Source organism: Pedobacter sp. ASV12 (assembly GCF_016429155.1).
Classification (GTDB): Bacteria; Bacteroidota; Bacteroidia; order Sphingobacteriales; family Sphingobacteriaceae; genus Pedobacter.
On record NZ_JAELUC010000048.1, the window covers coordinates 15,047 to 31,208 of the forward strand.

General features: G+C 43.5%; 18 protein-coding genes. 12 read left to right on the plus strand and 6 right to left on the minus strand.

Annotation, left to right across the window (positions count from 1 at the left end):
* Positions 1-101: 101 nt before the first annotated feature.
* The 4 genes from JHD69_RS12360 to JHD69_RS12375 all read left to right on the plus strand — a co-directional run bounded on the left by JHD69_RS12360 (position 102) and on the right by JHD69_RS12375 (position 4,328).
* Entirely contained in the window at positions 102-974 is an 873-nt protein-coding gene (locus tag JHD69_RS12360) for an AraC family transcriptional regulator (protein ID WP_199140652.1), read from the plus strand.
* Between the two features lie 318 nt (positions 975-1,292).
* Positions 1,293-1,667, plus strand: coding sequence for a hypothetical protein (locus JHD69_RS12365; protein WP_233165893.1), 375 nt, complete (start codon positions 1,293-1,295; stop codon positions 1,665-1,667).
* Positions 1,668-1,876: 209 nt separating this feature from the next.
* Entirely contained in the window at positions 1,877-2,329 is a 453-nt protein-coding gene (locus JHD69_RS12370; protein ID WP_199140654.1) for a hypothetical protein, read from the plus strand.
* A 100-nt stretch (positions 2,330-2,429) separates the two neighbouring features.
* Positions 2,430-4,328, plus strand: a complete 1,899-nt coding sequence (locus tag JHD69_RS12375) for a DNA polymerase III subunit gamma/tau (RefSeq protein ID WP_199140655.1) — start codon at positions 2,430-2,432, stop codon at positions 4,326-4,328.
* A gap of 31 nt (positions 4,329-4,359) precedes the next feature.
* Here JHD69_RS12375 and JHD69_RS12380 read toward each other — a convergent pair whose 3' ends face one another.
* The 4 genes from JHD69_RS12380 to JHD69_RS12395 all read right to left on the minus strand — a co-directional run bounded on the left by JHD69_RS12380 (position 4,360) and on the right by JHD69_RS12395 (position 7,024).
* Positions 4,360-4,758, minus strand: a complete 399-nt coding sequence (locus JHD69_RS12380; protein WP_199140656.1) for a thiol-disulfide oxidoreductase DCC family protein — start codon at positions 4,756-4,758, stop codon at positions 4,360-4,362.
* 11 nt (positions 4,759-4,769) lie between these two features.
* Positions 4,770-5,285, minus strand: coding sequence for a hypothetical protein (locus tag JHD69_RS12385; RefSeq protein ID WP_199140657.1), 516 nt, complete (start codon positions 5,283-5,285; stop codon positions 4,770-4,772).
* On the minus strand, positions 5,269-6,183 hold the full coding sequence (locus JHD69_RS12390) for a hypothetical protein (RefSeq protein WP_199140658.1): 915 nt from the start codon (positions 6,181-6,183) through the stop codon (positions 5,269-5,271). The genes JHD69_RS12385 and JHD69_RS12390 overlap by 17 nt, the downstream gene beginning before the upstream one ends.
* A 169-nt stretch (positions 6,184-6,352) precedes the next feature.
* Positions 6,353-7,024 (minus strand): hypothetical protein, encoded by a 672-nt coding sequence (locus JHD69_RS12395; protein ID WP_199140659.1) that lies wholly within the window; start codon positions 7,022-7,024, stop codon positions 6,353-6,355.
* A gap of 480 nt (positions 7,025-7,504) precedes the next feature.
* On the opposite strand from JHD69_RS12395, the gene JHD69_RS12400 reads away from it, so the two are divergent.
* The 4 genes from JHD69_RS12400 to JHD69_RS12415 are packed head-to-tail and all read left to right on the plus strand — an operon-like array spanning position 7,505 to position 10,215.
* Positions 7,505-8,155, plus strand: a complete 651-nt coding sequence (locus JHD69_RS12400; protein ID WP_199140660.1) for a hypothetical protein — start codon at positions 7,505-7,507, stop codon at positions 8,153-8,155.
* 2 nt (positions 8,156-8,157) lie between these two features.
* Positions 8,158-8,817: a hypothetical protein gene (locus tag JHD69_RS12405; RefSeq protein ID WP_199140661.1), complete on the plus strand. Its 660-nt coding sequence runs from the start codon at positions 8,158-8,160 to the stop codon at positions 8,815-8,817.
* Positions 8,818-8,843: 26 nt separating this feature from the next.
* The gene (locus JHD69_RS12410) at positions 8,844-9,569 is read left to right on the plus strand and encodes a sensor histidine kinase (RefSeq protein ID WP_199140662.1); all 726 of its coding nucleotides are present in this window, start codon (positions 8,844-8,846) and stop codon (positions 9,567-9,569) included.
* A 1-nt stretch (position 9,570) separates the two neighbouring features.
* Positions 9,571-10,215, plus strand: coding sequence for a response regulator transcription factor (locus tag JHD69_RS12415; RefSeq protein WP_199140663.1), 645 nt, complete (start codon positions 9,571-9,573; stop codon positions 10,213-10,215).
* A gap of 57 nt (positions 10,216-10,272) precedes the next feature.
* Here JHD69_RS12415 and JHD69_RS12420 read toward each other — a convergent pair whose 3' ends face one another.
* On the minus strand, positions 10,273-10,683 hold the full coding sequence (locus tag JHD69_RS12420) for a hypothetical protein (protein ID WP_199140664.1): 411 nt from the start codon (positions 10,681-10,683) through the stop codon (positions 10,273-10,275).
* A 97-nt stretch (positions 10,684-10,780) separates the two neighbouring features.
* On the opposite strand from JHD69_RS12420, the gene JHD69_RS12425 reads away from it, so the two are divergent.
* The gene (locus JHD69_RS12425) at positions 10,781-11,308 is read left to right on the plus strand and encodes a hypothetical protein (protein ID WP_199140665.1); all 528 of its coding nucleotides are present in this window, start codon (positions 10,781-10,783) and stop codon (positions 11,306-11,308) included.
* 63 nt (positions 11,309-11,371) lie between these two features.
* On the opposite strand, the gene JHD69_RS12430 is transcribed toward JHD69_RS12425, so the two are convergent.
* A complete protein-coding gene (locus JHD69_RS12430) occupies positions 11,372-13,591 on the minus strand; it encodes an NADP-dependent isocitrate dehydrogenase (protein WP_199140666.1) in 2,220 nt (739 codons plus the stop codon).
* 198 nt (positions 13,592-13,789) lie between these two features.
* Between JHD69_RS12430 and JHD69_RS21490 the strand changes: the two genes are divergently transcribed.
* From JHD69_RS21490 to JHD69_RS12445, 3 genes are all read left to right on the plus strand, one after another.
* Complete coding sequence (locus tag JHD69_RS21490; protein WP_370583487.1) at positions 13,790-14,431, plus strand: GNAT family N-acetyltransferase; 642 nt, start codon at positions 13,790-13,792, stop codon at positions 14,429-14,431.
* A gap of 38 nt (positions 14,432-14,469) precedes the next feature.
* Positions 14,470-15,183, plus strand: a complete 714-nt coding sequence (locus JHD69_RS12440) for a hypothetical protein (protein ID WP_199140667.1) — start codon at positions 14,470-14,472, stop codon at positions 15,181-15,183.
* A 235-nt stretch (positions 15,184-15,418) separates the two neighbouring features.
* Positions 15,419-16,036 (plus strand): hypothetical protein, encoded by a 618-nt coding sequence (locus JHD69_RS12445; protein WP_199140668.1) that lies wholly within the window; start codon positions 15,419-15,421, stop codon positions 16,034-16,036.
* Positions 16,037-16,162 lie beyond the last annotated feature (126 nt).

Here is a 16,162-nt window from a genome sequence, read left to right on the forward strand (position 1 = left end):
TGCATATTTTCCAATTTCTATGCTATATTAACCTCATACAACGAATATCAAACATAAAATAGCAATAAAACATATTTTTTAAGCTATCTTTGAAGCTGCACATGAAAAATATCAAACCCAGCTTCGAAATTGTAGAGCCCTCGTTTGGCAGTTCGTTCTACTACTCCAAATACACGGAGAACGAGAACAACAAGGCGCACGTTTGGCACTACCATCCAGAAATTGAGATGGTTTTCGTGAATGGAGGTGCCGGAAAGCGACAAATCGGCAGCCACATTTCCTATTACACCCATGGCGACCTGATTTTAATTGGCAGCAATTTGCCTCATTGCGGCTTTACAGACACCAATACGGGCAACAAAAACGAAACAGTGATACAGTTGAGGCCCGATTTTTTGGGCAGCGATTTTTTGGCCTTGCAGGAAACCCAATGGCTGGCCACATTGTTCGACAAAGCCAAAGGCGGCATTGCGTTCGGAACGAGCGTTAAGGAAGCCATTGGCAAGCAGCTAGAAATGATGGAAAACCAAGCCCCTTTCGAGCGTCTTTTGACCCTGCTCGGCGTTTTGAAGGAACTGGAACATACCAGCGACTACAAGATCCTGAACGCCTCGGGTTTTGCCATGGAGATGCAGCTTCAGGATAACGACAGGATCAACATGGTATTCAATTATGTAAAAGATCATTTCGCCGAGCAGATCAGTCTTGAAGCCGTAGCCCAAATGGCCCATATGACGGTCCCTTCCTTCTGTCGGTATTTTAAAAAAATCACCAAAAAAACCTTTACACAATTCGTGAACGAATACCGCATTGTACATGCCTGCAAGCTTTTGGCCGAAAAGCACATGAGCATTGCCAACATCAGCTACGACAGTGGCTTCAACAACTTTAGCCATTTTAACAAGCTGTTTAAGGAGTTTACCGGCAAAAGCGCTTCGCAATACCGCAACGAACTGAAAGCGGTAATCCAATAGAGCTTTGTGCAAAACATCCTTACGCGTTTGAAGCAAGGCCTCAAGACTGGCGACCTACCCCACAATTTGTGCAACTTCTCCACAACACAAACTTCTGTATCAAAACCAAAAAAACCACACAAACAACTGATTTATTGACATTTAAATCCAACACACCCAAAAAAAGTATTCGCAGTATTGGTATGGCATCCCGTTTGGAGCCGCCTTATGGACCATCCTTTTTACTTCATGATGAAATTTACAAGCATAGCTTTAATGGGCCTGTGTTGTTTTTGTTTTTTTGTTGCAAGTGCCCAACCTATTGCGGGCAATGGCTGCATGACCAAAACGAATCCGAACAGGGTATACCAAACTCAGATCTCGACCAGTGGCGGGCTGCCTGTTTACCAAGGCTACAACACGCAATACTCGGAATGGACAGTGCAGTATGACATTACGCAGTATCCCTGTTTCACTTGGACGCAAACAGTGGCCAACGGTTGCTACATCAAATTCTCTGAAAGTTCCTCGACGCTCACTCAGGGCAATTACGGCAACTTTACCGGCTATGCGGGCAATGCCTGCCTGCTTCCGATAGACGATTATATACCGCTTTTTTGCGTTTTCATGGCCATTGCCTATTACTTTTACCTGAAACAGGCAACTGCACCAAGCAATAAGGTTCGGCCACGACCGGGTAAGCCGGCATCTTAAAAACTGTTAATTGTAGAATTTCAAACTGCAATCGGGAAAAAATTCCCCAAAACACCCTATATGAAGACCATAGTTTTCTAATCGATAAAACTGTTTTACAAATAGTTAAGGTTTTAATCTAGCAGAAAAGCGTTTTTTCGCCGTTAACATCCTCATCGGTATGGCATGGCACCTGGTTTGGACTAATTGGGCAGTTCATTTTTCCAACCATGAGAATTATCAGAATAGTTATAACCTGTATCATCTGCCTCTGCGGCTTCCATGCGATGGCTCAACCTATGCCCGGCAATGGCTGTATGACCAAAACCAATCCCAACAGGGTGTATCAAACCCTGATTGGCTATAGCTGGGGACTACCTGTATACCAAGGTTGGGCTACTCAATATTCGGAATGGACAGTGCAATATGACATTACCGATTACCCTTGCTACACCTGGACCCAAACGGTGGCCAATGGCTGCTACATTAAATTCTCGTCAAGTTCTTCTACCTTAACTACTGGCAATGCCGGTGTTTTTACAGGTTATAGTGGCAATGGTTGCCAGTTGCCATTGGATGGATATACCCTAGGCTTTTGTATGTTTACTGGTGGCTTCTTCTTTTTTCAGATGCGCCGAAAGCTCTTGCCAAAGGCTCCTCGGCCTCCTGGCCCTGCAAACTGACGAAAAGGATAGAATGGATAAGTACAAAACGCCGTAGCCAACTTTTCCACATTCCAAAATTCGGCGTTTCAAGCTCGACAAAAATTCCTATTTTCGTGCGATGGAAAATTTTATCGTTTCAGCCCGTAAATATCGTCCAGCCACCTTCGAAACCGTGGTTGGTCAGCAGCATATTACGGGTACGCTAAAAAATGCCATCAAAAACAACCAGCTGGCCCAGGCTTTTTTGTTCTGCGGTCCGCGAGGCGTGGGCAAAACCACTTGTGCCCGTATCTTGGCCAAAACGATTAACTGTACGCAGCTAACGGCCGACCAGGAAGCCTGTGGCACTTGCGAATCGTGCGTTTCTTTCCAAACCGGACATTCCTTCAACTTTCATGAGCTCGATGCGGCTTCCAACAACTCGGTTGACGACATCAGAAGCTTGATTGAGCAGGTGCGCATTCCGCCACAGGCCGGAAAGTTCAAAACCTATATCATAGACGAGGTGCACATGCTCTCGGCCAGTGCCTTCAATGCGTTTTTGAAAACACTGGAAGAACCGCCTTCGTATGCCATTTTTATTTTGGCGACTACCGAGAAGCACAAAATCCTGCCTACGATTTTATCGCGATGCCAAATCTTCGATTTTAACCGCATACAGGTAGAAGATATTGCCGGACATTTGAATAAGATCGCAGCTAGGGAAAACATAGCCGTTGACAACGACGGCCTGCACATTATTGCCCAGAAGGCTGATGGCGGCCTGCGTGATGCGCTATCGATGTTTGACCAGATTGTAAGCTATACCAACAGGAATCTGACCTACAAGGCGGTAATCGATAACCTGAATATCTTAGATTACGATTACTACTTCAAGCTGACCGATTTTTTAACTGCCGGAGATGTAAGCCAAGCGCTGCTCCTCTTTAACGAGATCCTGAACAATGGCTTCGACGGCAACAACTTCATCAATGGCTTGGCCAGCCACTTCAGGAACCTGCTGGTGGGCAAGGATGCACAAACCATCCAATTGCTGGAAGTGAGCGAAACCATTAAGCAGAAGTACCTGGTCCAAAGCAAACAAGCTGACCTGGGCTTTATCCTTACAGCGCTTAACTTGGCCAACCAATGCGATTTAGTATATAAAAACAGCAAAAACCAACGCTTGCAGGTAGAGCTTTCGCTCATTAAAATGTGCCACATCCCTTCGGTTATACAACTGGCACAGCAACCTTCATCCGGCAACAACACAGCAACTGACGCAGATCAGGATAAAAAAAAAACTTTAACGGAAACGGAGCGGCCTAAGGCTGTAACCGCATCCATAAAACCCCAACCAGAAGCCTCACCAGCAACAACCGAAACCCCGGTAGCCAAGCGCAACATAGCCGAAGCTTCTATACAAGACCTACAGGATTTTATTGAAAGGGAAGAACTGCCCGACCTGCCCGACCGGTTGGATGTGGCCTTGCCTACCGTTCCGCCACCCGCCAATAAACCGCAGCCTCTAAGTGCGCCGTCTTCGGCAGGCTCCATTAAAATCCAGCCGATTAAAGCCAATGTAGGTTCTTTAATCCCATCGTTGACAGATTTGGAGCGCGTAGCCAACGGCGACGAAGACAAAGGGCCCAAATACATTACCGGAAGCGAGCGACAGGATTTTACGCCCGAACAGTTTTTAGAGCTTTGGCGTGTTTACACACAAAAGGCAAAAGACAACGACAAGATACACCTCTATACCTTAATGAGCAACGACCCTATCATTAACGGCACAGAGATTACGGTTCTGGTTGAAAACCTGGCATTGGAAAGCACGCTACAGGACGAAAAGGTTGAACTGCTCAACTTCCTGCGCTCGGCACTGAAAAACTTCGACATCCAAATTACGGCCCAAAAGGCAACCAATACCATCAAAAAACGAATTTATACCAACAAAGACAAGTATACCTACCTGGTTGATAAAAATCCGCAACTCGAAGAAATGCGCAGGCGCTTCAACCTCGACGTGAGCCCTTAGCCATACGATTAAGCCTAAGTTATCCTTACAATCAGGGCAAAAATCTTTGCCGAAGTGCAGGTGTTGGCACCATGCAAGTCTCTTTCTTTCCGAACATTTTATAGCGCGATTTGGCGACTAAATCGTATGCAAAATCCCTCCACGGTTTCGGCAGTACGATTAATGCATAAAACATGCGGAAAAATCCACCCAGTTCTTTGGAGATATGGAGTACGGCCGAAGACTTGACAAAATATCCATCGCCTGTAATTAAGACCAGGGAGTCGAAACGATCCGTGGGCAAGCCATAGTGTCCCAGCCATTCCTGCCCGGTGTTGGATTGCAGCGAAGCAAACCTGAATTTCTCTTTTTTGTCCATTCTGATCATAAACTGCACGGCACCATTACATAAATTGCAAACTCCGTCGAACAAAATGATTGGATTTTCCATAGCTTGTCAACTCAATAGCTAATTCTGCGGTTAAATAAGGTATCGAGCTTGGTGGTCAGCGCAAACTTGCTTTGGTCGACCTTAATTTTTCTGTTATAGGTCTGTATAGAAAAATCTATATTTCTATAAGATGGATGCCTTTTAAACAAGTACAAAGCGATAGACCTTGACCCCGCTTCTAAATAGAGCGTATCTCTGATCATTTGCTGGATGGAAGAGTTAACCCGAACCGCATTGATCGGCAAGACCAGCTTATCCAGGCCTGCATCCTTTGCAATGACGATATTCCTCGAAGCATCGTCAGGATCTACCAAACTGATGTCGCTTTTGATATATTGATAGTTTTTGGATTTACTTGTAAAAAATCCGTATTGCCAATTTAATCGCGTTACCCTAAAGATAAAGGACTGCGTTACCGAAAGCGCATAACAGTTGATATGTTTGTCAACCCAAACACTGACTTTCATTACCGACAAAAAAATAATCAGCAGGATGATTCGAAACGTGATTTTATATGCTTTTATCATTTTCTTTTATTTTAAGATCCTCAAAAATTACCGGGTACCAGCACACTACATTTAAGATGATGAGCAACACCCCAAAAAACAACAAGTCCATAAAAATTGCGATGAACAAATGCATGGCTATAATGACGAGCACGATATATAACCTGGTTTTCTTAAACCATACCAGCATAAAATACAATGACTCTATAAACACTACCATGATCCCAAAAAAGGCATAAAAAATAATGCTCTGGTCTTTCGGGAAAAAACTGGTTGTCATGATGGTTGGGTCGTTGCTCAGGAAATAGATGAAACGCCCATTCCACCAGTTCGGCATCAATGCTTTTTCAAAACCAGCCGAGATATAGGTAACAATCAGATAAAGCTGCAATACCCTGATGCAAATCTGCTTGAGCTCGTTAAGTTTGGGATAGTTCTCTTTTTTGATCAGCGACAAGCCATAGCCCGTTGGAAATAGGGTTAGGAAGAAAAAACATACCGATTGATAGATGTCTACCCCAAAAGCGAAAGAAGACATGACATTGGTAATCAGCGTAAAAGTAATTAAGCAAACAATGGCCGATAGCCTTGTCCAAATTCCCAGCAACAAAGTAGTAAGCGCCAGAAAGTAGACCGTAAGAATTGTGATCATGACAGCTTGAGGAGATACGCTCAGCAAATCGGCTATCTTTTGCGGATGGCCTTCGAACCACAGTGCATTGGCATTAGAAACCTCCCAATTAACGATACCATTTGGCGCAAAAAAAACATCGTAATCCAAAACCAGCGTAAACATCGAAATGATGGCAAAAAGGGCTACCAAAATTCTAAATACCTCAAGTTGGTTCGTGTTATAGCAATAGGAAATGTTGTAAAAAACATTGTCCTTCAGCACGCTTTTAATTTTATATGTATCCATTTTCGTCTATTTTAAATCTTCATTGGATTAAACAACCTGAAGAAGCCGTTTAAATTTGTTCGGTTATTTTACCTGCGAAAGTCTTTTATAAAAATTGCCATACCTGTAAAAGACCGATCGAAATTTAAACAGCTCCTGGTGTGCTAGCGCAGCATTAGTTTAGGCGACTTTAGTTCAGTCCTTTTTTGGCAAGGATCTGATTCAATTGGTTAAAGCGTTCTTCGCCCAGTTTAGACTTCAACAGCGCGCCGCTTTGTTTGTAAACCCACCATTTTTCGTTGGCGGCCAAAACCGCATTGGCGGCCAAGCCAGGCATGCCGCTAAAACCACCCCTTACGGTAGATTTCAACTGGCCTACTTTGTCTGGCGTAACCACGGCCAACTGGCCCTGCTCGCCTAAAACAGCAGTAAAGTCTTTGCCCAAAATACGCTGCATTTGCTGCTGTTCGGCCCTGGTAAATTGTACTGGTTTTTCAACCGCTTTGATGTCCAACCCTTTTTTGGTGAGGATCTGGTTTAATTGATTAAAGCGTTCTTCGCCCAGCTTAGACTTCAACAGTGCGCCACTTTGTTTGTAAACCCACCATTTTTCGTTGGCGGCCAAAACCGCATTGGCGGCCAAGCCAGGCATGCCGTTAAAACTGCCCCTTGGTGTAGATTTTAGTTCGCCCACTTTGTCTGGCGTAACCACAGCCAACTGGCCCTGCTCGCCTAAAACAGCAGTAAAGTCTTTACCCAGGATTTTTTGCACCTGTTGCTGTTCGGCCTTGGTAAATTTAACCTGCGAAAACGCGACAGTACTAAAAGCCAATGCGATTAGTAGTAGAATTGATTTTTTCATTTTGTTTAGATTTAGATTTTTGTTCCTACTCTTTAAAGGATTTTCGGAATACTCCTATTCGTTTGAATATCTTTTGAAACAAGCCTCTTCATTCGTCCAGTAACCAGAGACGGGCTTGCGTTAGCTATGGGCATCTCATAGTTTGTAAAATATTGTTTTGAAGAACTCTATTTCCTTTTGCACCAAGCTGATGAACCGTGCAACTTGCTTTAGGCGTTTTTTTATCATTGCTGTTATTTTCTAACACATTACCGATTTGCCCCAATTGGCCAACCCGGCTTGTACATCACAAAGTTGCCTCACCAGACAGTCGCAATCAATGTGCATCAAACTGAATCTTGCTGTTTGTTCAACGGGAATTTTTACCGTTGTTTAACGGTGGTAAAAACGGTTTAACAGCCCTGTTTTTTTCGGCATAACCTGCGCTATTTTGCATAATTAAAAAGTATATTTATTCTAATAACCCCTCAACCCAACCAAATGGAAAAGAAACACTTAACCCTCATCATCGCAGTACTCGTTATTGCATTTGGCGCCTATGTTTACTATTATCCGCCTACCCGAACAGATTCCAGGTCTCCACGCTCCAGACCGAGCACATTACGCTTCAAACTGATAGAGGAGATGGTTGACAACTACAGGCAGACACAGCTCAAAGCCATCGAAAACGCAGGAGCAAGTGCCGTACCCAATGATGCCAATTCCATTTTATTTGACCTCGACACGCTCAAAAAATTCATTAATGATATAGAGAGCATTGTGGCAGCTAAGCAACCCGACGGCGGTAAAAAGCTCGCCATCCGAATGTATTATGCGGCCTATCCATCAAACACCAAATGGGCTTATCCAGGGTACGAAGACTTGGGAAAACTCTTAGGCAATGACATTACCCGGCTTTATGAAAAAAAACACACCTTAATTCTATTGCCTGCCATCAGAAACAAAAGGGGTGTTTACGCCGATTTTAATCCACTAGACCTCAGCACTTATGAAGGATTTAAAAAGAGAAGCCTCAAACAAATGAGTTTCATCATGGTGAAGGACGAAAGATCGGACGAGATGAATGTGATGGCCCTAAACCATGGGCAGATCATACCGCCAGCAACTGTTGATGGACAAGCTTTTCAATAACCATGGTAGTATTTAGCAATACGCAAAAAATATTGAGCGAGGTGCTGATTTGGGTACAGCTTTTAACAGCGCTAGTAGCCTTATTTTATTTACCTCAGCTCAAAAACAGTCATTGGAAGTGGCTGAGCTATTATTGCTGTGCCGTTTTTTTGATGGAAGCTTTTGCCAAGTGGGGATTGAAGAACCATCCATCCTCCATCAGCAAGTACTATGATTTTTTTGTTATTCCGATTGAATTTATATTTTTCTATTGGGTATACGCCATCAAATCGCTAAACAGGCCAAAGCTGTTTTGGGTTATTGTAGGCATATGCTGCATTTCGTTTTTACCCTATTTTACCATCATCCCCAAACCTGGCATGATGCTGTCTCTAAGTTATACGGTAGGCACCGTGCTATTGATGTTGCTGGTTATTTTAGAAATCTTAAAGCAGATCAAATCCGAGAAAATACTCCTGTTTCATACCAATTACATGTTCTACATCAACATAGGCATCATTTTATTTTATGTAGGCACCTTGCCTTTTTTCTCGTTTTATAATCTACTTTTAGGCGAACCTGATTTGTGGAGCATTTATTATACTTTTTTCTTGATTGCTAACAATTTGATGTACCTGTTATTTACTGCGGCTTTTATATGGGGCAAACCGAATACTTATTAGTTATTATTCTATTTAATGTTTTTTTATTGGCATTTATTGTGGCCATCATTGCGTTTGTAGTTCAATATAAAAACAAAAAGAAGGAGAACCTCATGCAGCTGCAGCAACAACAGGTGCTGCACCAAAAGGAATTGTTGGCCGCGCAGATAGAGATCCAAACCCAAACCATGCAACACATTGGACGCGAAATACACGATAACGTTGGGCAAAAACTTACTTTGGCGAGTCTTTACACCCAGCAATTGGCTTTTGAAAACGAGGCCTTACCCATTAACGATAAAATTACAGGGATCGGCGAATTGATCAATGATGCCCTGTCGGAATTGAGACACCTATCTAAATCACTGACAGATAACCATATAGACGCCAACGACATTGCCGTTTTGCTACAGGAAGAATTTGCCAAAATTGAGGTGCTAAAAAAATATAAGCTCAATTTAACCACCGAAGCCGAACCTATACCCTTAAATTATCAAACCAAAAGCCTATTGTTAAGGGTAGTGCAAGAGTTTATCCAAAATAGCATTAAACATGCGGCCTGTCTGACCATTTCGGCTGCTTTGAGGAAGAATGATAAGCAATTAATTCTAACTTTAAGTGACGATGGCAAAGGCTTTGACCCCGAAAAACCAAGTGGCAAAGGCATTGGCTTAAGCAATATGAAAAAAAGAATTGCCTTGATTGGGGGCAATTATGCAATGGAAAGCATAGCAGGGAGCGGAACAACATTAACCATCCAAATTTCGATATAACATGAAAACTAGCATTGTAATTGTTGATGATCATATCTTAATCGCTAAAGCTTTAAGCAGCATTCTGGCAAACTTTGACCAATTCGAGGTGCTATACGAATGTGAAAACGGCAAAGAACTGCAGGACAGGTGCCAACATCCCAAAAATGTTCCCAATGTGGTCTTGCTGGATATCAGCATGCCGATAATGGATGGCTTTGAAACCGCTGCTTGGCTTAAGGCAACCCATCCCGAAGTACTCATCATGGCGCTCAGTATGCAAAATGACGAACAAAGCCTAATCAAAATGATCAAAAGCGGCGCTAAAGGCTACCTGCTCAAAAACGTACATCCAACCGCACTGGCCGAAGCCTTGAACTACCTGGTCAAAAATGGGTATTACTATCCCGAATGGGCCGCCAATAAAGTATTTTCCAGCCTCTGCAACGAAAGCAAGGAATCCGATAAAAAAGATCTTTTTAGCAACAGGGAAAAAATGTTCTTGCGCTTTACCGTAACCGAAATGAGCTACAAGGAAATTGCCAATCAAATGAACTGCAGTACCAGAACTGTTGAGGGATACAGAGATAGCCTATTTGAAAAACTGGAACTCAAAACGCGCGTAGGCTTAGCCGTTTATGCCATTAAAAACGGATACGACAGCTGAATTACCAGCCCGTTCCATCAGCTCAGAAGGTCTGGCTATCGATTAGGAAATAGCGTTTTAATACCCATCATTTTTCGGGTAGCCTTCTTCATCCAGATCGTCGCGGTAGTCTTCTTCGGTTCTACCCAAAATTTCATCTTCCGGACTCAACAAAACGCTTTCGCCTTCATTGTCTACATGCATGCCCAATTCTTCTAGCTCATCGTCGGCTATTTCTTCTTTTCCGGCATACTCATCGCCTACATAGGGGTTGGCCTCATCATAGGTCGAATCATCGTTTACCGCACCCGCCGAAACCGTATCATAATTTAACGGATGGTCGTAATCGCTATCGGTAGGCTTTACATCGTATTCAAAGCTTTTCTTGTTCTTGTCGTAAGAAAGCTCGTTAAGGTCTTTTGTTTCGCCCAAATTATCGGCATGAAGCTTATCGGTGGCTTTTTTTGGTTCGTTGGTTGAATTGCTCATGGCATTGAATTTTGTTGATGGTATAACTTTAGGAAAGTAAATTTTGTTTTATCAAAGGTAATTATTTAAATTAACTAAAATTTTAGTTATAAGGATTATGAAAAAGCTCCGCATCATTTCCCTGTCTATCATCTTTTACCTGTTTTACCTGCTTTTTACACAACTGCTTTTTGCCGACGACAACTTGGTACAGCTTAAGGGCAAACTGCTGAAGAAGGACAATTTTATGCAACTGGATCATAACCAACAGAACCATCCTGTCAATTATGCGTGCCTGAGCTTTATGTTGCAAAGAGACAAAAGACTGTATGTGCTCAGATTGGATGTTGATGGACTTGCCGAAGGCTTTAGGGTATTAAAGGGTGTTGACCTATCGTTGGGCAAGGCTGATGAAATAGTTGTTTGGGTCAAAAAATCGGATCGTTACAAGGTAAGGCCCAAAGTTTACAAAGTAGAGTCAGATGGTTTATCGGTTTTTGAACTGCCCTACCGGCCGGGCAATAATGCTTTTTTGTTCATGATGCTGGCTTTGTTGGCCCTTGCTTTTGCCACCACTTACTACCTGCCCAAAGCTTCGGCAGCCAGAAACTGGAGGTTGTTGCAAAGAAGGCCCAACTACATTTGAACTGAATAAAAAAGCCCTCCTGCTTGAGCAAGAGGGCTTTGATTACCAAGTTATATCTGATGATTAAAGGCTAGCCAAAGCAACGTTCAATGTTTCGCTAGGACGCATGGCTTTAGAAGCCAAATCGTCACTTGGGTTATAGTAACCTCCAATGTTTTGCGGTTTGCCTTGCGCATCAATCAGCTCTTTTGAAATCTGGGCTTCGTTAGCAGCCAAAATCTTGGCTAATGGTGCAAACCTGGCTTGCAACTCGGCATCTTTGCTTTGTGTGGCCAAAGCCTCGGCCCAATACAAAGCCAAATAGAAATGTGATCCACGGTTGTCTATCGTCCCCAGCTTTCTGCCCGGCGATTTATCTGTAGCCAAAAACTTGGCATTAGCCTCGTCAAGCGCATCGGCCAAAACCTGTGCTTTTGCATTATTTTGGGTTTGCGACAAATGTTCTAGCGAAGCCTGAAGCGCCAAAAACTCGCCCAATGAATCCCAGCGCAAATAGCCTTCTTGGATAAACTGCTCGATGTGTTTAGGGGCCGAACCACCAGCACCGGTTTCGAACAGGCCACCACCATTCATTAACGGAACGATAGACAGCATCTTGGCCGAAGTACCCAGTTCTAAGATCGGGAACAAATCGGTGAGGTAATCGCGCAATACGTTTCCGGTAACCGAAATGGTATCTAATCCTTTGCGGATCCTCTCTAACGAGAACTTGGTGGCTTCGATTGGCGAAAGGATACGGATATCCAAACCAGTAGTATCGTAATCAGGAAGGTATTTATTTACTTTGGCAATGATTTCTCTATCGTGTGCACGGTTTTCGTCTAACCAGAAAACTGCTGGCGTAGCCGACAAACGCGCTCTGTTAACCGCCAATTTGATCCAATCCTGGATTGGGGCATCTTTGGTTTGGCACATGCGGAAGATGTCTCCGGCTTCTACTTTTTGTTCGAAGAAAACCTTGCCATTGGCATCGCTTACGCGGAAGGCACCATCGGCAGTTGCCTGGAAAGTTTTATCGTGCGAACCATATTCTTCTGCTTTTTGCGCCATAAGGCCTACGTTTGGTACTGAACCCATGGTAGTAGGATCGAATGCGCCGTGGGCCTTGCAATCGTTGATGGTAGCGGTATAAACGCCGGCATAGCAGCGGTCTGGAATCAAGGCAAAAGTATCTTGCTGCTTGCCATCTTTGTCCCACATCTGGCCAGAAGTACGGATCATGGCTGGCATTGAGGCATCTACAATTACATCAGAGGGCACATGCAGGTTGGTAATACCTTTGTCTGAATTAACCATCGCCAAGGCAGGGCCATTTGCAATTGTAGCGGCCAGTGCGGCTTCTACTTCCGCTTGTTCAGGTCTGCCGGCAATTTTGGCATAAACATCGCCCAAGCCGTTGCGGGTATCTACATTCAGCTCCTTAAACAAGCTTGCGTATTTGGCAAATACATCGGCAAAATACACTTCAACAATTGCCCCAAAAATAATCGGATCCGAAACCTTCATCATGGTTGCCTTCAAGTGTGCCGACAACAATACGCCAGCGGCTTTAGCAGCCGCAATTTCTTTGGCCACGAATGCTTTCAAGGCTTTAAGGCTCATGGTCGAGCTATCGATTACCTCTCCTGCTTTTAACGGCGAAAGTCCCTTCATTTCGGTAACTGCACCGTTATGGTCAACAAACTCGATTTTAAACTGGGTAGCTTCAGGCACAGTCACTGATTTTTCTGAACTGTAGAAATCGCCTTCGGTCATGCTCACTACCTGCGTCTTAGAATCGGCAGACCAGGCACCCATAGAATGTGGGTTGGCTTTGGCGTAATTTTTTACGGCCTTTGGCGCCCTGCGGTCTGAATTACCTTCGCGCAACACTGGGTTTACAGCTGAGCCCAACACCTTGCCGTATTTGGCTTTGATGCTTTTTTCTGCTTCGGTTTGTGCATCTTCAGGATAATTCGGAATGGCAAAGCCTTGCGACTGCAATTCGGCAATAGCGCCTTTCAATTGTGGAATAGAAGCTGAAATATTCGGCAATTTAATGATATTGGCTTCTGGTGTGGTAGCCAATTGGCCAAGTTCAGCCAAGGCATCGCCGATTTTTTGGTCGTCTTTTAAAAATTCTGGGAAATTGGCCAAAATCCTTCCGGCCAACGAAATATCTCTTGTTTCTACATCAATACCAGCTGAAGCGGTAAAAGCTTGTACAATGGGCAAAAATGAATAAGTGGCCAACATTGGCGCTTCATCTGTTTTGGTATAGATGATCTTTGATGTATTTGACATATAAACTGATTTTACTAATTAGGTTATTTGGCCGGCATTGCTGCATCATTGGCCTTTAAATCGGCTAAAGATAAAATAAACAGATGAATTTATAGCCATCTAACTGTTAATTTGTGGGGCAAGGCCACCGCCCAAGCCATAAAGGCCTTGTGATTTAACTTGTCTAAAAACCTTACCTTTATACGCAGCTCAAAGTTTGTGGAACTAGCAGCCAATCCGGCCAATTTCAGGCTCCTCACCAACACCTTGAACCAAACAAAAGCGAATACGATCACCTGCCTGAACCTATTTTCCATTAGTGCTTTTAAGGAAGAAAGCTTAGCTTTACGGGCAATGATCAACACTCAACGCCTCAAATTACTGCCCTTAAGCCACAACCAATTAGCCAAATACATTGCCAACAACGGCTCTTTGGAAGCCGAGTTGGGCTTAAGCCTTCGCCCCGAGCGCATTTCTTCGGCCATGAAACGGGCTTTGCAGGAAAATCTCTTACCCGAAGCCGTTGATACCGGCAGGAACCATTATTTCACTACTTTATGGGTACTCATCCTCAAGTCAGCTAATGGCATTATCGGCGACTTGTGCTTTGTTGGTGAACCCGACGAGGAAGGCGAGGTTGAGATCGGCTATGCTACTTATGAAGATTTCAGGAACAAGGGCTATATGACCGAAGCCGTAGCGGCCATCATCCAATGGACAAAAACCCAAGAAGATGTAAAATCGATATTTGCCGAAACGGCCAAAGACAATCCGGCTTCTTTCGCCGTATTGACCAAAAACAACTTCAAACAAGTGGGCGAAGCGGATGGCCTTTTTTATTGGAGATTAGTGATAAGTTAATCGTATTTGCGAACTTTGTAAAATAAATGAACATCAGGATGAAACCAATCAGAATATTATTGCTGCTGTTGCTAGCCGGGCATTGTGCTTTTGCCCAAACAGAATTAGGGATCTCTTTTAACTCCGGATCATTTTCATTTAAAGGGCAGTCAGTAGCCACTGTAAGTTTTTTAAACGCCAGCACCGGCACGGTGAACAAGGTTTATGCCAACGATGCCTATGGCAATAAAAGCGGATTAGGCTACGGTTTGTCTTTGAACGCAAAAAGAATATTGAAAGGCGACTTCCTGGTAGGTTTGGATGTAGGCTACGAAAAAATGAACGGCAAAGTAGCCATCGAGCAGGTAGCCGTTTACAACGGTACCACCAATGTGGCCTACAATGCCAGTGGCTACAGAAAGCTAAATCTCGATTTCATCAACCTCTATCCATCTTTCGGCTATCGAATCCATGCTAATCCGGTCGACATTGATTTAACTGCCGGAATAGATTTTGGCTTTATCCTCAAAGCCGAAGAAAACGGCACCATTACGGCCTCTAACGGAACTAAATTTAGCGGTACGGTAGGCCGTAAAAATATAAGCACAGATGTAAGACCAAGGGCGCAGGTGGCAGCCAAATTCAAAAAATACGGTGCATATGTCGGTTATTCGTATGGATTGAGCAACTATATGGCTGGGGTGATTGGCGGCAGCACCAGCGATGCCACTTCAAGAATTTGGAGGTTTGGGCTCTCGTATTCTTTGAAGTAATTTCAAACCTACTTTATTTCGCTACAATGAACTGCATCGGCCCATGGTTACAGATTGGGAAGGGAATAATTTGCGCTAATAAACCAACGAGCTAGCAAATCGCAGCAATTCCGCATTGACTACTGAGAAAAAGCAGAAGTTCAAACATTAAAGTGGAAACATTTGCTTGCCATAGGCATTAAGGAAAACAGTTATCACTAAAGGCAAAAGCAATGAAAACCGAGTTCACATTAAATTGTCGATATTATCGGTATCGTTAACCATAGCAATAGAAGAAATTCAAATGGCTCTATTTTATAGAATATCTGACAAAAAACGCCTAGAGGCGAAGAACGAAATTTTTGTTAAAAAAGGAATACCTGCATTAAAACGGCAAGGGTTTGAACAATCTCCATTTTCTAGTTCGTGGTTTGGCCGAAACAACCTAAATAATTTCACGTATACAATGTGTCGAATTTCGTCAAACTCAGAATTAGAAATGATTACTACGCATATCTCTAGAAGAGATGCCTGGATACAAATCTTTCTAAACATCTTTAAATTAGAGCCCAAATTAGAAACGTTAACCGAACTGGAAACTCGTGATGGTATGCAGTTTAGCATGCCTTCTGATACAGAAATGCGCTTACGGATGGATGATTATAAGGGGCCACCCCTGTTTCATGGAGTAAGACATAAGCTCAAATCTTTCTATACTGAAAAGGGATTTGAAGAAAGCGTTCAAAATCTGGGAGAACTTATCAAAAAAGACATGGAAAACATAGACCATTTTATAAAGAGATGGCATGAACTGCATCGGCCCATGGTTACAGATTGGGAAGGGATAATTTGCGCTAATAAACCAACGAGCTAGCAAATCGCAGCAATTCCGCATTGACTACTGAGCTGTCTCTAATACACATCTGACGCTGCCGACGAACCACGACATGGGGTGGATGGAGGGGGGGGGCGAGCAGTAAAAAGAGAGGGGGGGGGGGGG